18 protein-coding genes and 1 other annotated feature are annotated in these 19,406 nt (G+C 36.7%); of the genes, 5 read left to right on the top strand and 13 right to left on the bottom strand.

Translation table 11 applies throughout. The features are described 5' to 3' along the window. The first annotated feature begins 294 nt into the window (after positions 1–294). The gene (locus ACVWY7_RS05780; protein ID WP_000362619.1) at positions 295–969 is read left to right on the top strand and encodes a TerC family protein; all 675 of its coding nucleotides are present in this window, start codon (positions 295–297) and stop codon (positions 967–969) included. Positions 970–1,018: 49 nt separating this feature from the next. Here the strand turns inward: ACVWY7_RS05780 and spx are convergent, their stop codons facing one another. Continuing rightward, a complete protein-coding gene (spx, locus tag ACVWY7_RS05775) occupies positions 1,019–1,414 on the bottom strand; it encodes a transcriptional regulator Spx (protein WP_000258267.1) in 396 nt (131 codons plus the stop codon). Between the two features lie 592 nt (positions 1,415–2,006). Here spx and ACVWY7_RS05770 point away from each other — a divergent pair. Then, complete coding sequence (locus tag ACVWY7_RS05770) at positions 2,007–2,210, top strand: hypothetical protein (RefSeq protein ID WP_000559980.1); 204 nt, start codon at positions 2,007–2,009, stop codon at positions 2,208–2,210. Between the two features lie 28 nt (positions 2,211–2,238). On the opposite strand, the gene ACVWY7_RS05765 is transcribed toward ACVWY7_RS05770, so the two are convergent. Then, positions 2,239–3,885: a peptide ABC transporter substrate-binding protein gene (locus ACVWY7_RS05765; protein ID WP_088119295.1), complete on the bottom strand. Its 1,647-nt coding sequence runs from the start codon at positions 3,883–3,885 to the stop codon at positions 2,239–2,241. A 352-nt stretch (positions 3,886–4,237) separates the two neighbouring features. Between ACVWY7_RS05765 and ACVWY7_RS05760 the strand changes: the two genes are divergently transcribed. Next, a complete protein-coding gene (locus ACVWY7_RS05760; protein WP_142395510.1) occupies positions 4,238–5,683 on the top strand; it encodes an MATE family efflux transporter in 1,446 nt (481 codons plus the stop codon). Between the two features lie 149 nt (positions 5,684–5,832). On the opposite strand, the gene ACVWY7_RS05755 is transcribed toward ACVWY7_RS05760, so the two are convergent. The 5 genes from ACVWY7_RS05755 to ACVWY7_RS05735 form a co-directional block, all read right to left on the bottom strand. Then, a complete protein-coding gene (locus tag ACVWY7_RS05755) occupies positions 5,833–6,768 on the bottom strand; it encodes an ABC transporter ATP-binding protein (RefSeq protein ID WP_000166346.1) in 936 nt (311 codons plus the stop codon). Next, positions 6,761–7,804, bottom strand: coding sequence for an ABC transporter ATP-binding protein (locus ACVWY7_RS05750; protein WP_000854348.1), 1,044 nt, complete (start codon positions 7,802–7,804; stop codon positions 6,761–6,763). Before ACVWY7_RS05750 ends, ACVWY7_RS05755 begins: the two co-directional genes overlap by 8 nt. An 18-nt stretch (positions 7,805–7,822) precedes the next feature. Beyond that, entirely contained in the window at positions 7,823–8,839 is a 1,017-nt protein-coding gene (opp3C, locus tag ACVWY7_RS05745) for an oligopeptide ABC transporter permease (protein ID WP_000974102.1), read from the bottom strand. Then, complete coding sequence (opp3b, locus tag ACVWY7_RS05740; protein WP_000534165.1) at positions 8,836–9,765, bottom strand: oligopeptide ABC transporter permease; 930 nt, start codon at positions 9,763–9,765, stop codon at positions 8,836–8,838. Before opp3b ends, opp3C begins: the two co-directional genes overlap by 4 nt. A 127-nt stretch (positions 9,766–9,892) precedes the next feature. After that, positions 9,893–11,524 carry a peptide ABC transporter substrate-binding protein gene (locus ACVWY7_RS05735; protein ID WP_105988987.1) on the bottom strand — a complete coding sequence of 544 codons (1,632 nt, stop codon included), beginning with the start codon at positions 11,522–11,524 and terminating at the stop codon, positions 9,893–9,895. Positions 11,525–11,843: 319 nt separating this feature from the next. On the opposite strand from ACVWY7_RS05735, the gene ACVWY7_RS05730 reads away from it, so the two are divergent. After that, entirely contained in the window at positions 11,844–12,224 is a 381-nt protein-coding gene (locus tag ACVWY7_RS05730; protein ID WP_001044990.1) for a DUF3899 domain-containing protein, read from the top strand. A gap of 105 nt (positions 12,225–12,329) precedes the next feature. Beyond that, positions 12,330–12,546: a binding site (T-box leader), on the top strand. A gap of 76 nt (positions 12,547–12,622) precedes the next feature. Next, positions 12,623–13,612 carry a tryptophan--tRNA ligase gene (trpS, locus tag ACVWY7_RS05725; protein ID WP_000110985.1) on the top strand — a complete coding sequence of 330 codons (990 nt, stop codon included), beginning with the start codon at positions 12,623–12,625 and terminating at the stop codon, positions 13,610–13,612. Between the two features lie 278 nt (positions 13,613–13,890). Here trpS and ACVWY7_RS05720 read toward each other — a convergent pair whose 3' ends face one another. The 6 genes from ACVWY7_RS05720 to ACVWY7_RS05695 form a co-directional block, all read right to left on the bottom strand. After that, positions 13,891–14,637 (bottom strand): YjbA family protein, encoded by a 747-nt coding sequence (locus ACVWY7_RS05720; protein WP_000966134.1) that lies wholly within the window; start codon positions 14,635–14,637, stop codon positions 13,891–13,893. A gap of 143 nt (positions 14,638–14,780) precedes the next feature. After that, positions 14,781–15,569, bottom strand: coding sequence for a DUF2268 domain-containing protein (locus tag ACVWY7_RS05715; RefSeq protein WP_073526144.1), 789 nt, complete (start codon positions 15,567–15,569; stop codon positions 14,781–14,783). A 105-nt stretch (positions 15,570–15,674) separates the two neighbouring features. Beyond that, positions 15,675–16,913, bottom strand: coding sequence for a beta-ketoacyl-ACP synthase II (fabF, locus tag ACVWY7_RS05710; protein ID WP_000412652.1), 1,239 nt, complete (start codon positions 16,911–16,913; stop codon positions 15,675–15,677). Positions 16,914–16,944: 31 nt separating this feature from the next. Then, positions 16,945–17,877 (bottom strand): beta-ketoacyl-ACP synthase III, encoded by a 933-nt coding sequence (gene fabH / locus ACVWY7_RS05705; protein ID WP_001100539.1) that lies wholly within the window; start codon positions 17,875–17,877, stop codon positions 16,945–16,947. A gap of 400 nt (positions 17,878–18,277) precedes the next feature. Beyond that, a complete protein-coding gene (locus ACVWY7_RS05700) occupies positions 18,278–18,454 on the bottom strand; it encodes a ComZ family protein (protein ID WP_009879752.1) in 177 nt (58 codons plus the stop codon). Positions 18,455–18,507: 53 nt separating this feature from the next. Further along, positions 18,508–19,380 carry an NAD-dependent epimerase/dehydratase family protein gene (locus tag ACVWY7_RS05695; RefSeq protein ID WP_033668777.1) on the bottom strand — a complete coding sequence of 291 codons (873 nt, stop codon included), beginning with the start codon at positions 19,378–19,380 and terminating at the stop codon, positions 18,508–18,510. Positions 19,381–19,406 lie beyond the last annotated feature (26 nt).

Raw genomic sequence — 19,406 nt, 5'->3', positions numbered from 1 at the left:
ATGAAGGGATTCCCCACTCATATGACAAATCAATAGATTCTTGTACTCTCATTTTATGATAAGATTCTCCAGAATGGAAATAAAATCGATTTATTTTACAAAAATAGTTATATGCCTATCTTTAATCGACCATCTACACAAATATATCATTATAGCGATTTCTCACTCCTAAAAAATTTGGACATACATTTCCACCTTCCCCCGTACACTGTAATAAAGTGAAACTTTTATTAGAGAAGATTCACCACATACATATAGTTCGCTTATTAAAACATCATAAATGGAGGCAGACGAATGGACTTAGAGTTTTTAACATCTGTACTAATGATTGTCGGTATCGATGTTGTATTAGGTGGTGACAACGCAATTGTCATCGCACTAGCTAGCCGAAATTTACCTGAATCAAAACGAAATAAAGCCATTTTGATCGGTACTCTTTTAGCAATCGTACTTAGAATTGTCCTTACTATACTAGCTGTCTATTTACTCGACATTCCATTTCTGCAACTTATTGGGGGCGTTTTACTTACATTGATTGCAGTAAATTTACTAACTGATAATAGCAATGATCTTTCTTCTATTCAAGGAAAAACAACTTTATTTCAAGCTGTGCGTACAATTGTATTCGCGGACCTTGTTATGGGATTTGACAACGTTATTGCCATTGCAGGGGCAGCTCACGGAAGATTTTCACTCGTAATAATCGGCTTGCTCATTTCTATCCCGATTATTATTTGGGGCAGCAAACTCATTTTAATGCTTATGGAACGCTTTCCATTCCTCATTTATTGCGGGGCAGCAATTCTCGCTTATACAGCAGGCAAAATGGTCACACATGAAGATAGACTTGCAACCTTTTTTCATAACAATCCAAGTTTCACTGCAGGCATTCCCTATTTGTTCATTTTCACTATTTTATGCATCGGCTTTATCGTACAACAAGTTCGATTACGCAATTTGAAACATTAAAAAAAACCTTCTACTATATAATAGGTAGAAGGTTTTCATATTATTATAATTAATTTACAAGACGCTGTGCTTCACGCAATTGGAACGTTCTTACTGTACGTGGTAAGAAACGGCGGATTTCGTCTTCATTGTAACCTACTTGAAGGCGTTTCTCGTCAATCATAATTGGACGACGTAAAATCCCTGGATAGTCACGAATCATCTTATATAAATCTTGAAGTGGTAAAGACTCTAAGTTTACATTTAATTCTTGGAAAACTTTTGAACGAGTAGAAATAATCTCATCCGTTCCGCTTTCTGTCATACGTAAAATCTCTTTAATTTCCTCAATCGTTAATGGATCTGAGAAAATATTACGTTCTGTATAAGGAATATGATTTTCCTCTAGCCATAATTTCGCCTTTCTACAAGACGTACAGCTTGGAGAACTATATAATGTTACCATACAAAGCTCACTCTCCTTAAAGAGTACAAATTCTGTACTAATTACAGTTTAAATTTCTAAATTCAGCAATTTTTCACGATACCTTGTCTTAAAACAAAGTAAAAAATTGCATTTCATGTAAGCAACAACTTTTAGTAAACAACAATTACTTTTAATAAGTAACTTCTATAATCATTATACAATAGATTTTGCAAGAAATATACAGTAAATTTCCTTCTAATTGAGAAAACTCTTCTGTGCATTCCACTGCTATGTAACATGCTTGTACTTACATTAACTGTTCTTTAACAATAACCCTCAATCCTCTTAAAGCTTGCTTTTCATAGATTTTTCATATGATATATAGTTATTTTCCCATAACCTTTTCTATGAAAACGAGAACGTTTTCTTACCTTTTCTTGATAAATCAATTAAGAAATGTAAGACTATATAAGTGAGAATTCCAAAGAACATTTGTTCTTATTTTAACAAACATTCTCATTCATGTCTATACGATTTCTAAAATAAATCCATTATTTTTCTGACATTTCTTTCTTTTTTATCTTTTATCTCATACAATAAAAATACAGACAGGCAAAGGGGGAATTTGCAAATGATTGCTTTTTTTATTGATTTTGTCACTGTTGCTACCCTCATCATCGGAATAACAGCATTGATTGGTGTCATTACAAATAGCATTGGTGAAAAACTCTTTGGCGGAAAAGAAAAGATGAAGTTTGTCAATAAAAGTTTGGATGTCCAATCCGGCTGGAACGAGGTCGGCGGGAAAGGTATTTATAAGAAACGTACGTATTAAAAAAAGCAGGTGGTTACCTGCTTTTTTCTTATTTCTCTACTGATGCCCATTTAAAGCTTAAATCGCCGCCATATTTATGGTTGTACATATTTTTAATTGAATCTCTTTGTAAGTATGCTCTACCGCGTTGATATACTGGAACAATCGCAGCGTCATCAAGTAACATTTTCTCTGCTTCTAGTAAGTTTTTCCAACGAGCATTTACATCGCTTCCATCTTTCTTCGCTTTCATGATAATTTCATCATATTTTGGATTAGAATATTTCATTTTATTTTGCGATCCATCCGTCACAAACATATCAAGGTATGTAACTGGATCTGGGAAGTCTGCACTCCATCCAGAGAATGACATGACATAATCGCCCGCATCTTCTAATTTTAGTTTTTGCGCGAATGGCTGTTGTTTAATTTTCACTGTTAAACCTGGTAAATTCTTCTCTAACTCCCCTTTTAAATATTCACCTGTTTTCTTCGATAATTCAACGTCTTCATTTAATAGTTCTAATTCGATTTCATTTTTACCAAGCTCTTTTTTACCAGCTTCCCAATATTTCTTCGCTTCTTTCACGTTTGGTTTTACAATATCTCCATTTACAGCACGGAAGTCTTTTTTATCCGGTCCTTTAATGAAGTTATCAGGTATTAATCCTGTTGCTGGCTTAGAACCGTTATTTAATAATGTATCAACGAACGGCTTACGTTCAAAAGCAAGTGAAATTGCTTTACGAATATTTTTATTTGCTAAAGCTGGATCTTTTTGATTTAAACGAAGGAAGAATACAGATGTATCTTCTACTGTTTGGAAATCTGGTTTTCCTTTATATTTATCGATGAACTCTGCTAATAACGTCGCTCGATCGACTGCGTTTGTTTCATATAAATTAATTGGCGTAGACGTATCTTTTACAATGTTAAAGTTTACTTCCTCAATCTTCACTTCTTTATTGTCCCAATATGACGTACTCTTTGTCATTTTAAAGCTACGCTCATGTTGCCAATCACTTAATGTAAATGGTCCGTTATAAAGCGTTGTATTCGCTTCCAAACCAAACTTCGTACCTTGCTCTTTCACAAACTTTTCATTCACAGGATAGAAGATTGGATATACCATTAAATCTACAAGGTATGGAATGGAATTGTCTAATTCCACTTCTAATGTATAATCATCAATCGCCTTTACCCCTAATTGATCTGGACTCATCTCTTTTTTATTAATTTTCTCTGCATTTTTTATATCATACATAATGTACGCTGATTTCGCAGCTGTATCTGGGTTAATTGCCCTTTGCCATGCGTATACGAAATCTTTTGCCGTCACAGGCTCACCATTTGACCATTTTGCGTCTTCACGTAATTTAAATGTATATTTTTTACCGTCTTCTGATTTTTTGAATTCCTTCGCTACACCAGGAACTAGCTTATCGTCTTTTCCTAAACTGTATAAGCCTTCCATCGTATTAGTCATTACTCTTGAAGAAACTGCATCAGCTGATAACGCTGGATCCATCGTTGGAATTTCTTGCGTTTCAATTAAGTTAATAACTTGCTTCGCACCGCTTTTCCCGCTATCCCCTTTTGCGTTCGCTTGCGGCTCATCTTTTTGGTAGCTACATGCCCCTAACATCATGCTCATTGCTACTGTTGATACTACAAAAACTGGCATCTTTTTTTTCATACTTCCACCCTCCACAAAAATGTTAGCCCTTTCATTTTCAAACAAAAAGAAATATATATATGTTCTAACAATTCATATTATACACACAAATATATTTTTTGTATATTTATATTCCTATTTTATTAAAATTTTCTGTTAAAACTTAAACCTTTGTAAACGTTTCATATTGCTAGTTTCTCTTACTAAAGTGTTAAAAATAGTTATTTTTAGATTTTTCTAAATTATCAGAGAAAAATGAATTTTATATTTTATAATACTTTATGCATAATTATCCTTCTCTTTTTATCATAAAATAGCACTCCCTTCATAATAAAGATATGTAGGTTAAAATGAGTGCAAAGGTTAAGAAAGTATGTTACGATACACTTTGCTAAAAATAGATATCGGTAAAGAGGGGACGGACATGACAGCAATTCAGGCAAAAAACGGGCCTACTGAGAAATTAAGTTTATTCTTATTAACATGGCCTATTTTTCTAGAAGTTTTTCTATTTATGTTAATGGGGATCGCTGATACTTTCATGTTAAGTGCATTATCAGACGATGCTGTATCTGGGGTTGGTGCAGCGAATCAATATCTCCATATCGCTATTTTGGTACTAGAAGTCATCGGGAACGGCGCAGCTATCGTCGTATCTCAATACCTCGGTTCCAAACGTTTTATGGAAGCATCTAAAATATCAGCTTTAGCCGTCACATTAAATTTAGTGGTCGGACTCGTTATAAGCGCTGGTTTTCTTTTATTCTCAAAACATATGATGATGGCAATGAACTTACAAGGCGATGTACTTATGTATGCACAAAGCTATTTATCTATCGTCGGGGGAGCTATTTTCCTTCAAGCTATTATTAATTCATTAGCCGCAATTATCCGTGTACATGGCTTCACAAAGCAAGCGATGTTTATTTCACTTGGAATGAATATTATTCATATCGCTGGAAACTACGTACTCATTTTCGGGAAATTTGGTTTCCCAGAACTCGGTGTACAAGGGGCTGCCATTTCTTCTGCTGTCAGCAGGCTAATCGCGCTTATCGTTTTCTTCTGGTTACTGTACCGCGTTATGGAGTACCGTGTGAAATTACAATACTACTTCACCTTATCAAAAGAATATATCGGAAAAATTTTAAAAATCGGGATTCCATCTGCATTTGAGCAGGTTATGTATCAAGCTTGCCAAATTGTCTTCTTATACTATGCAACATATTTAGGAACGGAATCGTTAGCGGCTAGACAATACGCTACGAACATTTCTATGTTCACTTATTTATTCGCTATTGCAATCGGTATGGGAACTGCAATTATTATCGGACGCCTCGTTGGCGGTGGTGAAAAAGATGAAGCGTATGAACGCGTATGGAAAAGTGTAAAGTGGGCGATTGGTGTCACTTTATGTATGGTTGCTCTCGTTATTACATTCCGCACACAATTAATGGGACTATTTACAGATAATCCGCACATTATTACGTTAGGTGCGTCAGTTCTATTACTAAGTGTACTACTTGAAACAGGGCGTACGATGAACATCGTCATCATCAATTCACTTCGCGCAGCTGGTGATGCAAAGTACCCAGTTTTAATCGGCGCATTCTCTATGGTGTTAATGAGTTTACCACTCGGTTATTTTTTCGCCTTCCATTTAGATATGGGACTCGTTGGTATTTGGCTAGCAATTGCTATTGATGAATGGACGCGCGCCATTATTATGTTCTTCCGCTGGAAAAGTAGAGCGTGGGAGCGTTATGCACTTGTTAAACCTGAAGAACAAGAGGAGATTGTTTCTGTTCAGGCGCAATAATACTCGTTTAATTAAGGTGTAGTCATTCGTATAGGAAACTTATATTTGCGATTCTTTAAATATATCGACTTACCGAGAAATATTGACAACTCTTTTATATAGTAGAAAAAAGCCATTCTTCAGTAATAATAGAAGAATGGCCTTTTTTATTATTGATAAATCTCTTTATATTTCTTATACTCCGCTTCAGAACATAGTACGAAATGTCCTGGGCGAATTTCACGCATTGTCGGTTCTTCACTACCATAATTATGCTGAGATGGATCATATACGATACGTTTACGATTACGCTCATAATCTGGATCTGGAAGTGGAATCGCTGATAATAGTGATTTAGTATATGGATGAATTGGATTCGCATATAACTCATCACTTGTTGTTAATTCAACGATTTGACCACGGTACATTACACCAATGCGGTCACTAATGTATTTTACCATTGATAAATCATGGGCAATGAATAAGTATGTTAAACCTTTTTCTTTTTGTAACTTTTTCAGTAAGTTTACAACTTGCGCCTGAATTGATACGTCAAGTGCTGAGATTGGCTCATCGGCAATGATAAATTCAGGCTCTACAGCAAGTGCACGAGCGATACCGATACGCTGACGTTGTCCACCTGAGAATTCATGCGGGAAACGGTTTGCGTGCTCTTTATTTAAGCCAACTGTGTTTAATAATTCATGAACACGGTCCATACGCTCTTTTTTGTTTTTCGCTAATCCGTGAATATCAATACCTTCTGCAATAATATCCCCTACTGTCATACGTGGGTTTAATGACGCATATGGATCTTGGAAAATCATTTGCATTTTACGATTGAATTTCTTCAGTTCTGCGCGTGATTTTTTACCATGTACATTTTCACCGTCGAACAACACTTCACCAGCAGTTGCATCATATAAACGAATAATCGTTCTTCCAGTTGTTGATTTACCACAACCCGATTCTCCTACAAGACCAAATGTTTCTCCGCGGTAAATATCAAATGAAATATCATTAACCGCTTTGACAACACCACCACTCACGTCGAAGTGCTGCTTTACATTTTTTACTTCAATTAATTTCTCACGTTGTTTAGTCATGTTGTTCACCTGCTTTCATTTGAAGAATGCGTTTTTCAACGACTGCCGGCGGTCTTACTTCTGGAGCTTGCTCATGAAGTAACCAAGTTGCCGCATAGTGTGTATCACTTACTTTAAATAAAGGTGGGTCCATTTCAAAATCAATTTTCAGTGCCTGCGGGTTACGTGGTGCAAAAGCATCTCCCTTTGGCGGCTTCAATAAATCTGGAGGCGTTCCAGGAATTGCGTATAACTCTTCCTCTGAGCCATCTAAACTTGGCATAGATGCGATTAAGCCCCAAGTATACGGATGTTTTGGATTGTAGAAAATTTCATCTACAGTTCCGATTTCAACAACTTTACCAGCGTACATAACTGCTACGCGGTCCGCAACGTTTGCCACTACACCTAAGTCATGCGTAATGAAAATGATTGCTGCTTCTGTTTTTTGCTGAATGTCCTTCATAAGCTCTAAAATTTGCGCCTGAATTGTAACGTCTAGCGCTGTTGTCGGCTCATCGGCAATCAATAATTTTGGGTTACAAGCTAACGCCATCGCAATAACTACACGCTGTCTCATACCACCAGAGAATTGGTGCGGATATTGTTTTAAACGAGCTTCTGGATTTGGAATACCTACAAGGTCGATTAATTCCAACGCAACTTTACGTGCGTCTGCTTTACTCATCCCTTGGTGTTTAATAAGGCCTTCCATAATTTGATTTCCAATTGTCATCGTTGGGTTCAATGATGTCATTGGATCTTGGAAAATCATCGCGATATCTTTACCACGTACTTGCTGCATTTCTTTTTCTGTTAATTTCGTTAAGTCACGACCTTCAAATACGATTTCACCATTTTTAATGCGTCCAGGAGGATTCGGAATTAATCCCATTAACGCTTTAGAAGTAACTGATTTACCAGAACCAGATTCTCCTACAATCGCTAATGTTTCTCCTTTTTTCAAATCAAAAGTAACGCCGCGGACAGCTTGTACTTCACCTGCATGTGTATCAAAGGAGACTTGTAAATCTTTTACCTCTAACAATGTTTTCATCTTTGCCTCTCCCCTCTTTTACTTACGCATTTTTGGATCTAACGCGTCGCGTAATCCGTCTGCCATTAAGTTAAACGCTAAGATTAATATACTGATAACAACCGCAGGAATGAACATCATATGCGGATACGTTTGAATTGATTTATAACCGTCATTTACAAGAGAACCAAGTGACGCGAATGGTGGCTGAATACCTAAACCGATGAAGCTTAAGAACGCCTCACCAAACACCGCTGTTGGGATTGTAAACATTGTCATTACGATAATTGGTCCCATTACGTTCGGGATTAAGTGTTTTACAATTAATTGTGTATTTGTTGCACCTAATGTACGCGATGCTAATACGTATTCTTGATTTTTTAATTTTAGGATTTGTCCACGAACGATACGCGACATCCCTATCCAACCTGTAATTGCCATTGCGAGTGTAATTGACCATATACCAGATCCCATAATGATTACCATTAAAATAACGATGATTAAGTATGGAATACCGTTAATAATCTCCATAATACGTTGCATAATGTTATCTACTCTACCGCCATAGAACGCTGAAATACCTCCATATGCAACCCCAATTACTAAGTCAATTGCTGCTGCTAAAAGAGCGATATATAATGATACGCGCGTACCTTCCCATGTTCTTGTCCATAAATCGCGGCCAAGATCATCTGTACCAAACCAGAAATACTCTTTAATATCACGTTTTTCATATTGGTCAACACCGTATTGATCTGTACCGTCAAATGGTAGCCAATGAACATTTTCAATAACAGGAATTTTCGGTGGTAATTTCGCACGTCCTAAATCTTGCTCTTTATACGAGTGCTTACTTACCATCGGTCCTAAAATTGCTAGTAAGATAATAAGCGTTAATAAAACTAAACCGAACATTGCTCCTTTATGTTGGAACAAACGTCTTCTTACATCTTGCCAAAACGTTAAGCTTGGACGGGCAATGACTTCATTATCCACATTATTTTGATTGGCTTGTTGAAATAAATCTGGAGATAATTTTTGTACATCTTTCATCATTTTTTCCCTCCCGCTAAACGAATTCGAGGATCAATAATTCCGTATAAAATATCAACAATGAAAATAACTAAGATGAAAATCGCACTATAGAAGATTGTAGTTCCCATAATAACTGTATAGTCATTCACTGTAATAGATTTAACGAACTGTTCCCCTAGTCCAGGTACAGCATAAATTTGCTCAATAACTAATGTTCCTGTAATTAAACCTGCAACCATTGGTCCTAAAATTGTTACAACTGGAATTAATGCGTTACGAAGTGCGTGTTTAATAATGATAACGCCTTGGCTAATTCCTTTCGCTTTCGCTGTTAAAATGTAGTCAGCTTGCATAACTTCAATTAACTCTGCACGAGCGAAACGTGCGATTGTTGCAATAACTGCCATCGATAAAGCAATTGTAGGCATTACTGTAAACTCTGGTCCTTTCCAGAATGCTACTGGGAACCATCCAAGTTTTACCCCTACGAAATATTGTAGTAATGCGGCGAATACGAATGATGGTACCGACATCCCGAGTACGGAAATAATTGTCGCCCCATAATCGACCCACGTATTATTACGAAGTGCCGCAACGATTCCTAAAATTAAACCGATAAATGTACCTAATATAATCGCTTGTAAACCAAGTTGTGCTGATGGTCCAATGCGATCCACAATCATGTCTGTTACTGGACGGTTATCATATTGGAATGATACCCCTAAATCACCTTTTGCTAAGTTACCTAAGTAACGTGCATATTGAACTGGTACTGGATCATTTAAGCCATATTTTTCAAGAATGATTTCTTTTTGTGCCGGTGATAACTTCTCCTGGTTTTTAAGCGGAGAACCCGGAAGTAATTTCATTAAAAAGAAAGTCAGTGTAGTAATTAAAAATAATGTCAAAGCCATGTACACGAAACGTTTTAATACATAACGTCCCATAGTCAAGCACCTCCCCGTTTTTCTCAAAAGCAATAAGATAGTTTAAAATATTCTTACTTTTATTTTTTTAAAATAAGAGCACATGCCCATCATAGGCATATACCCTTATTCATGATGGAAACCATTTTTAGTTTTTAAGTTCAACCCACTTATAGCTAAATTCTCCGCCATATTTATGTTCTAATAGGCCAGTAATTGAGCCACGTTGTAAATATGCTTTTCCAGGTTGATATACCGGAGCAATCGCTGCATCTTCAAGCAGTTGTTTTTCCGCATGTAATAATGCATCCCAGCGAGCTTGTACATCAACTTCTGTTTTTGCTTTTTTAATTAAATCATCATACGCTGGGTTTGCGTAATGTACTTTGTTTTGCGCATTACCTGTCGTATACATTTCAAGGAATGACATTGGATCCATATAATCTGGACTCCATCCCGCATATGACATTGCATAATCTCCACTTGCTTCCAGTTTTAATTTTTGTGCAAATGGCTGCATTTTTGTTGGAACTGTTAAACCTGGTAAATTCTTTTCAAATTGGCCTTTTAAATACTCTCCAATTTTTTTAGCATCATCAGTATCAAAGTTTAATAGCTCTAACTCTATTTTGTCTACACCAAGTTCTTTTTTACCGGCTTCCCAGTATTTTTGCGCTTCTTTCATGTCCTCTTTTATAAGCTTTCCGTTTTCTTCACGGAAGTCTTTTCCATTCGGACCTTTTGCTAAGCCTTTCGGAACAAAACCGTATATACCCTCTGAACCATCGTTTAAAATCACTTTTCCAATGTTTTGACGTTCAAAGGACATTGCAATTGCTTTTCGGATATTTTTATTTGCTAAAAATTTATTCTTTTCATTTAAGCGAATAAATTGTGTAGATGGTTTCTTAATCGTTTTAAAGTCAGCATCTGATTTGTATTTATCTACAAACTCTGATGTTAAGACTACACGATCAATTGCTTTTGTTTCATATAAATTTATAGCAGTTGAACGATCCTTAACAATATTGAAGTTTATTTCCTCAAGTTTTACTTCTTTATTTTCCCAATACGATGGATTCTTCTTAAGTTGGAAACTTTGTTCATGCTTCCATTCATTTAATACGAATGGACCATTATAAAGTGTCGTATTGGATTCTAATCCAAATTTTGCTCCTTGTTCTGTTACAAACTTCTCATTCAAAGGATACAATGTTGGATAGACTGTTAAACTTACAAAATAAGGAACAGGGTTATCTAATTCCACTTCAAGTGTATGATCATCAATTGCCTTTACACCAAGTTCTTCAACTGGTAATTCTTTTTTGTTAACTTTCTCCGCATTTTTAACATCAAATAGTATGTAAGCAAACTTGGCACCCGTGTTTGAATCTACAGCTCTTCGCCAAGAATAAACGAAGTCTTTCGCTGTTACCGGTTCACCATTAGACCATTTCGCATCTTCACGTAACTTAAACACATACTTTTTGCCATCCTCTGATTTCTCATAAGATTTAGCGACACCTGGAACAAGTTTATCATCTTTCCCCAGACGATATAACCCTTCCATTGTGTTATTCATGATGTTAGAAGATGTTGCATCTGTTGATAACGTCGTATCCATAGTTGGAATTTCAGCTGTCTCAGTTAGATTTAGCACTTGCTTGTTTGAGGATTTTTCTTTTGCGCCTGCTTTATTATCCTCTTTTTGGTAACTACAAGCTCCTAACATACTGACAGTCAACGTCGATGCAAGTAATAACGGTATCTTTTTCTTCATGTTGTGTTGCCTCCCCTAATTGCACTTCCTGTACCCTCACTTGTAAAAAAGTAGAATTGAAAGAATAATCTCCAAGTTTCTACAATTTTCATTATACATATAATATAACAATTGTGAATATAGTTTTTTGTTTTTTTGTTAAAATTTTTAATAAAATGTTTATATTTTTATTTTTTTGTAAAGGGATACGTTAACATTGCTACCATCATCTTGCAATCAGACCTTTAATTGCGTATAATTTTCAAAAAATTAATTCTAGTACATATTATAGCTTTTATAGTATAATAATTCTAGTAATATTTTGACGGAGGGGAACATTTTGAATAAAGTTTTTTTTCATACTTGTATACTAATTTTCATAGCGATAATTGCTTCTAGTATTGGTGCATTCCTTGTTTCATCGCAGTTTTTGTTGAATTTTGTCAACATCTCGTTCTATATCGCACTATTTTTTATTCTTATAGGCGGTTTTTTATTCATATTTCAAAATGGATTTTTTAATGTAACAATTTACGCCTTCCAAAGAGTATTTGGTACGAATAAAAAAATCGACTCTTTAATTGAAGAAGTAGAGGAACCTATCGATAAGAAAGAACGTATTTATAAAACATATTCATTCAAATGGACGTATCCAATTTGCATTACCGGTATCGTTCTTGGGTTGTTCTCGACCTTCATTAGCTTTACTATTTTGATGTAGTTTGCAAACACTATCCCATATGATATAATAATCAGCAAAACATTTTGTTATAAAACTTTAGTTCTTTCATATTTAAAGAGCTCAGGTAACAATAAATAAATTTATATGTATGCGATGATAAAGAAGAGTACATATTGAGGCAATTTCAGAGAGCTTGTGGCTGGTGTGAACAAGTAATTGTACAGTATGGAATGGGCTTTTGAGCTCCAAACCGAACCGAAAGTAGTAGGCTTTGGCGTTATATCCAAACGTTATTATGGATTAGAGAGATTTCACAGTAGTGAAATAATTAGGGTGGTACCGCGGTCCATTCGTCCCTATAGTTTTTTGGGATGAATGGGCTTTTTTTGTTTGCTTTCTCTTCCCTATCACGCATTCAAATTTAGGAGGAATTACTTATGTCAGTTATCTTTTCTGGTATTCAGCCGAGTGGAACGATTACACTTGGAAACTATTTAGGAGCTATGAAGCAATTTACAGAGCTTCAGAACGAACACGACTGTTATTTCTGTATTGTAAATCAACATGCGATTACAGTACCTCAAGATCCCGTCGGGCTTCGTAAAAACATCCGCAGTCTTGCTGCACTTTATGTAGCATGCGGTATCGATCCTGAAAAAGCTACTTTATTTGTACAGTCAGAAGTACCAGCACACGCTCAACTAGGATGGATTATGCAATCCGTTGCTTACGTTGGAGAATTAGAGCGTATGACGCAATATAAAGATAAAGCATCAGGTAGAGATTCAGTTCCAGCTGGATTACTAACTTACCCACCATTAATGGCTGCTGATATTTTACTTTACAACACTGAGATCGTGCCTGTTGGTGATGACCAAAAGCAACATATGGAATTAACACGTGACCTAGCAGAGCGTTTCAACAAACGCTTCCGTGAAGTATTCACAATTCCTGAAATCCGCATTCCAAAAGTAGGAGCTCGCGTTATGTCACTAACAGAGCCTACGAAAAAAATGAGCAAATCTGATCCGAATCCAAAATCAATGATCAGCATGCTTGACGAACCAAAAACAATTGAAAAGAAAATTAAGAGTGCTGTAACTGATTCTGAAGGTATCGTGAAATTTGATAAAGAAAACAAACCTGGCATCTCTAACTTATTAACAATCTACTCTTCATTCTCTGGAAAAACAGTTGAAGAAATTGAAGCAATGTACGAAGGAAAAGGATACGGCGACTTTAAAGGCGACTTAGCGCAAGTAGTCGTAGAGGCAATTCGTCCAATCCAAGACAAATATAACGAACTAATCAACTCACCAGAACTAGACGAAATTCTAGACAAAGGTGCCGAAAAAGCAAACCGCGTTGCATTCAAACAACTACGCAAAGTAGAAAACGCAATGGGACTAAGTAGAAAACGTAGGTAACTTATAAAGCGGAAGCGGCTCGCTTAGAATGTGAGGGGGATGGAGCTCCTGACGTAGAGGCGTTTTTTGCCTCGCAGGAAGGCGCGAAGCCACCGAACATTCTTGCCGCTGGAGCTGGATTTCATATAAAGCGGAGGCGGCTGTTTAGGCCTGACGGCTAAGGTTCTTTCCCACAGAAGGTGCTTTTTACCTTCTCGTGGGGAAGGTTCTTAGACACAAAGAGCTTGCCGCTGGAGCTAGACTACAACAAATAAAAAAAACCGCCAATCGGCGGTTTTTTAATTTACCTTTTGCTCGTTTTCCATTTCCCATAACTTTTCAAAAAATGGCTGTCCTTTTACGAGACGCTCGCATAATTGTTCGTGCTTCTCAGACCAACCTGTTTTCGCTTCATCATACAGCTTAGCCCAAATATCTTCAAATTCCATATGTTGAACCATTCCGTATGCTGATGGATCCCACTCTGTGAACCAATAGCGAATTTCTGCTGTGTTTTTCGTTGTATGTAATTGATCTAACGCCATAAATAATAATTGTTTAAGCTGTCTTTCTTTACGAGTTAAGCCATTCATAACGAAAGGCGATGGTGATAAAATATGATGTTCTTTTTCCATTTCTTCTACTTGGAACTCATACTTTTCTGCTTGTACGTTTTCTACCATCTCATATACCATCTGCTCTTGGCGCGGTATAAGTCTACTTTTTCGAATCGGTACATTGTAACCAATTGTATCGATCGCAATAATTCCTTTTCCATCTGTAACTACAAAGCAATACTCTTGCTGCAAACGTTCATGATTTTTACGAATATAAGCCTTATGATGTACGTCTTCCAACAATTTTTGCGGAAGCTCTAACAATTCGTTCTCGATGTAATGATATAATGTGGAATCTACTTTTAATAATGGCACTTGATCTAATAGCTCAATCGTATCATCTTTCCGCCATTCGTAAAAATGACAAACGTTATACCCATTTTCTTCACCTTCAAACCAATTTACCCATACATCATGTAGATATAACATTCACTACCCCTCACTTCACTACTGTTTGTATCCATCATTATGTTCAATTTTTCTTAACTTTATTCCACCTAAGGAAATATATTCTAATTATTATTTTTTCTTCTATTAATACTAAAAAAACAGGAAAGAGAGCTCCTGTTTTTTTATATATGAAATGTATTGGCTTTATTTAATATTTCTTTCGCATCTATAGGCAATAAAGAAAGTGTATCTTCTCCTTGCAAAGTTACACAATCTTTGACAATATGAAATCCAAGCGCATAGCCAAGCAACTTCGGATAAGAGTGAAATCCATTTAATAAGATGTCATGCTCCCTTGTTCCTCGCTTTATACTTATTCTTTCATGTACAACATTTTTCCAATAATATATAGCCTCTTCCTTTGAAAGATACGTCGTCCACGGTGCATTGTTTTTTTCTGAATATCTTTCCGTTACCGCTTGCTCAGCTAATCCTTCCATAATCATCGTATCAAGTAATGTATATTCTGTTTCTTTCGTCTCAATTTGATGTAACCTGCATATGTGATGATATTCATGCGCCAATAGCACTTTTAATTCTTCCACCGAATTCCGTCCACATACGAATAAGAAAATAACGTGGCGCATAGATAATCCAGCCCTGCCATTATACTCTTCTTGTACCGTTCGATTATAGGAGTCTGATAATAAAATAAAGACAGGGACATCCGGACCTTTTAACCAATTTTTCAGTTTCTCATACTCCGCACGTAACTCTTTCCAAACTTCCTTTTTCTCTAACTCTTTAATTTCTCGTTCTCCTCGTATAACAGGGCGATACATACCTTTAGAAATTAAAAAGCGATACAACCTTTCTTTTGGCAGCGGGATATATTTCGTAAACTTCTCACACAGCTTTTCTGGCCGTCCATAATATAGATGTAACCATTCAGCAGTTTCAACAATCCCCATCTTTATCCCTCCTTTTTCTTATGTATATGCAAAAGGAGAAAAAGGCGTAAAAATAAATAAGGAGTTTTTCGCAATATGTTGCGAAAAAACTCCTTATTTTATCTATTATTTATACGATTTAAATACTAATACTGCGTTATGACCACCGAATCCTAATGAATTACTTAACACTGCGTTTACTTCTTGATGTCTCGCGTTATTTGGTACGTAATCTAAGTCACATTCTGGATCTGGTGTTTCATAGTTAATTGTTGGAGGAATTACTCCATCTGTAATTGATTTAATAGAGAAGATCGCTTCAACAGCACCTGCTGCTCCTAATAAGTGACCTGTCATTGATTTCGTTGAGCTGATCGCTACTTTATACGCGTGCTCACCGAACGTTTCTTTAATTGCCATCGTTTCATACTTTTCATTCGCATCCGTACTTGTACCATGCGCATTAATGTAATCAATATCTTCTGGCTGTAGACCTGCATCCGCTAAAGCTTGACGCATTGCGCGCACGCCGCCTTCACCGCCAGGAGCAGGCATTGTAATATGGAATGCATCACCAGTTGCACCGTAACCAGCGATTTCCGCATAAATATGAGCACCACGAGCTAATGCGTGCTCTAATTCTTCAAGAATTAAAATACCTGAACCTTCACCCATTACGAAACCGCTACGGTTTTTATCAAATGGACGGCAAGCTGTTGCTGGGTCTTCATTGAATGTTAATGCTTTCGCTGAGCTAAATCCTGCGAATGCCATACTTGTTAACGGTGCCTCTGCTCCACCTGTAATCATTGCATCAGCATCCCCACGCTGAATCGCTTTAAATGCATCACCAATTGAGTTTGCACCAGATGCACAAGCCGTTACAGAACAAGTGTTAATTCCTTTTGCTCCTGTTGCGATTGATACTTGGCCTGCTGCCATATCTGGAATCATCATCGGTACGAAGAATGGGCTCACGCGGCGCGGGCCTTTCTCAGTAAAAATTTTAAATTGTTCTTCGTATGTTTCCATACCGCCAATACCAGAACCAATCCATACACCAATTCGAGGTCCGTTTTCTTCTGTAATCTCAAGCTTTGCATCTGCAACTGCCATTTTCGCTGCTGCTACTGCATATTGTGTAAAGCGATCCATACGGCGCGCTTCTTTTTTATCAATATATTTCTCGACTTCAAAGTCGTTAATTTCTGCTGCTACTTTTGCTGGAAATAGTTCCGGATCAATTCTTGTAAGTCGTCCGATTCCAGATACACCCTTTTTAATGTTTTCCCACGCTGTTTCAACATCTGTACCGACCGGTGTAACAGCTCCTAGTCCTGTAATTACGACCCTCTTTTTTTCCATACAAAATACACTCCTTTTTTTCTCTCAGTCCTTATTTACCCCAACGAAGAGCGACTGCTCCCCATGTTAATCCACCGCCAAAACCAACAAGTATAATTAAATCACCATCTTGAATACGTCCATTTTGCAATTCCTCTACCATTGCAATCGGAATGGAAGAAGCTGATGTATTACCGAACTTCTCAATTGTCATACTCATTTTTTCTTGTGGTAAATTTAATCTCTCTCTTGCAGATTCCATAATACGAATGTTCGCTTGATGCGGTACTAAGAAATCCACATCTTCTTTCGTAAGACCAGCTTTATCTAAAACGCGAAGACAAGAATCCCCAAGTTGACGAACGGCAAATTTAAAGACTTCTCTGCCATTCATCATAACATACTCGTCTTGATAAAGATGCTTACCACCACTTCCGTCCGCTCCTAATTCGAAAGATAGAACGCCTTTACCTTCTGAAACAGCCCCCATTACGATAGCACCAGCTCCGTCTCCAAATAGTACTGCTGTATTTCGATCGTTCCAGTCTACAATTTTAGATAGCTTATCACTACCAACTACTAGTACATTTTTATAAGTTCCCGTTTGAATAAATTGCTGCGCTGTAATCATTCCGTACATAAAACCAGCACACGCTGCACTTAAATCCATTGCAGCTGCATGTTTTGCGCCAATTGCTTCTTGAATGACACAAGCTACTGCTGGAAAAGCACGATCCGGCGTTACTGTTGCTACTAAAATAAGATCGATATCCTCTCCGCTAATCCCTGCATCTTCAAGTGCTTTTTTAGAAGCCTCTACGGCCATATATGAAGTATCTATTGTATCATCGGCAATGCGTCTTTCCGCAATACCTGTTCTCGTACGAATCCATTCATCGGATGTATCCATTATTTTTTCTAAATCGTGATTTGTGACTACTTTTTCCGGCACATATCTTCCGATCCCTAAAATGCCCACGTTCACATCGCAGCCCTCCGTTTTATATCAATTATTATGACTTGGTACTAATTTTAAAACATAAATGTATTTTTGTCTAGAATATATTTCAGCTAAAACATAAAGCTAGCGCATTATTCACCTTATTGTTTATGAAATGAAACGGAAACATACCTTTCCCTGTTTCTTTCGAAATACAAAAAGGCTCGAACCGTTTCTACTTACGGTTCGGGCCTCTCTTCCATCTTAAAAGATGCTTTTTATTCTTTTTATGCTTTCCTTCTAAACTAGAGAGTTCTCCTCACTACTTTTCCTTTATCCTCTTCATATCTCTGGTTTTCCCCCAGGCGAGAATAAAAAAAGGCCCTGACCGCTTCTATCCACGGTTCGGGCCTCTCTTCCATCTTAAAAGATGCTTTCTATTCTTTTATTCTTGATCTGCTTTCCCAAGCTCATATGCTTCATTCATAACTTTCATCAATAACTCTAATACTGGTTGAGCTTTCTCCATATCAAGCGCAATTCCATTATCATCTAAAATGGCCTTTGCTTCTGGTAAATGCTTCATTGCGATTTGTAAAAATTGCATGCTTTTCTCATTCATATTACGTTCTTCCTCTCCATTAAAACTTTCACATACATAGTGTAACACGCTCGCTATCCTTCGTATAACTCTTTATATTTTTTCATATGTGCCAATTGTTTATTTAAACCGTATTCTAACGGGGTATTTCTTTTTATCGAAATATCCTCGGCCGCCCCATCTCTTTCTTCCGCATTCTCTTTATTCACTTTATCCTCTGCACGTAAAAGGTTCATACCCTTTTTCCATAATGACTTTTTACCACTAAGTAAATTATATATGCCGAGTTGCTCCTCGTTCATTCCATTTTCCCATAAGTATTCACATACATCTTCAACGTACAGTAGATCACTTCCGTTTTCCTCGCTGGCATAATGGCACTCTTTCTCACCTAGCTCTGATAAAATGAGCTGATGATACATCATAAAAGATGGTTGCCATGGCCCATATAATGTAGGAACTCGAAATACACTATATTGTACCTCTCCTTTTTTCAATCCTTCTTCCACTTTCGCAAATAAACGTTTATTTTCGGACTCATCTGCGTTTCCTACTTCAATAGAAGAAATTAGATTTAACTTCACTTTATGTTCTTCACACAGTCTTATGATTCGCTTTAAATACTGTAATATAACTCTTTCATTTCGAAAGCCACTTTGTTGGTTAGGCTCATACAGACAAAAGTAAACGGCATCAAATTTCTCTTCCTCTACGGATCTCCATCCGTCTTCATCTCTTATTGAATAATACGTAAATAACGCATTTCGCCCAATTAACAATAACTTCTCTTCATTAATTTTTGTCATACTATCAAATTCATCAAAATCAAGACCATATACTTCTACTTCTTCTGCAATCATTTTATTCACAAGGTGATAACCTACAAACGTAAGTGCACCTATAATTAGCACGCGTTCCATACCACCCACCCTTTCTCCTTGAAACAAATAGCTCCTCATTTATGTATATGGGA

The sequence above is a fragment of the Bacillus sp. TE9106W genome (genome assembly GCF_054062215.1).
The sequence above is the reverse complement of the archived record's forward strand: the minus strand, read 5'-3'. Positions and strand labels throughout refer to the sequence as shown.

What these genes read in the sequence shown, in the direction of transcription:
- ACVWY7_RS05780 (WP_000362619.1), top strand. Translation starts at nt 295, where the DNA reads ATGGACTTAGAGTTTTTAACATCTGTACTAATGATTGTCGGTATCGAT.
- spx (WP_000258267.1), bottom strand. Translation starts at nt 1,414, where the DNA reads ATGGTAACATTATATAGTTCTCCAAGCTGTACGTCTTGTAGAAAGGCG.
- ACVWY7_RS05770 (WP_000559980.1), top strand. Translation starts at nt 2,007, where the DNA reads ATGATTGCTTTTTTTATTGATTTTGTCACTGTTGCTACCCTCATCATC.
- ACVWY7_RS05765 (WP_088119295.1), bottom strand. Translation starts at nt 3,885, where the DNA reads ATGAAAAAAAAGATGCCAGTTTTTGTAGTATCAACAGTAGCAATGAGC.
- ACVWY7_RS05760 (WP_142395510.1), top strand. Translation starts at nt 4,238, where the DNA reads ATGTTACGATACACTTTGCTAAAAATAGATATCGGTAAAGAGGGGACG.
- ACVWY7_RS05755 (WP_000166346.1), bottom strand. Translation starts at nt 6,768, where the DNA reads ATGACTAAACAACGTGAGAAATTAATTGAAGTAAAAAATGTAAAGCAG.
- ACVWY7_RS05750 (WP_000854348.1), bottom strand. Translation starts at nt 7,804, where the DNA reads ATGAAAACATTGTTAGAGGTAAAAGATTTACAAGTCTCCTTTGATACA.
- opp3C (WP_000974102.1), bottom strand. Translation starts at nt 8,839, where the DNA reads ATGATGAAAGATGTACAAAAATTATCTCCAGATTTATTTCAACAAGCC.
- opp3b (WP_000534165.1), bottom strand. Translation starts at nt 9,765, where the DNA reads ATGGGACGTTATGTATTAAAACGTTTCGTGTACATGGCTTTGACATTA.
- ACVWY7_RS05735 (WP_105988987.1), bottom strand. Translation starts at nt 11,524, where the DNA reads ATGAAGAAAAAGATACCGTTATTACTTGCATCGACGTTGACTGTCAGT.
- trpS (WP_000110985.1), top strand. Translation starts at nt 12,623, where the DNA reads ATGTCAGTTATCTTTTCTGGTATTCAGCCGAGTGGAACGATTACACTT.
- ACVWY7_RS05720 (WP_000966134.1), bottom strand. Translation starts at nt 14,637, where the DNA reads ATGTTATATCTACATGATGTATGGGTAAATTGGTTTGAAGGTGAAGAA.
- ACVWY7_RS05715 (WP_073526144.1), bottom strand. Translation starts at nt 15,569, where the DNA reads ATGGGGATTGTTGAAACTGCTGAATGGTTACATCTATATTATGGACGG.
- fabF (WP_000412652.1), bottom strand. Translation starts at nt 16,913, where the DNA reads ATGGAAAAAAAGAGGGTCGTAATTACAGGACTAGGAGCTGTTACACCG.
- ACVWY7_RS05700 (WP_009879752.1), bottom strand. Translation starts at nt 18,454, where the DNA reads ATGAATGAGAAAAGCATGCAATTTTTACAAATCGCAATGAAGCATTTA.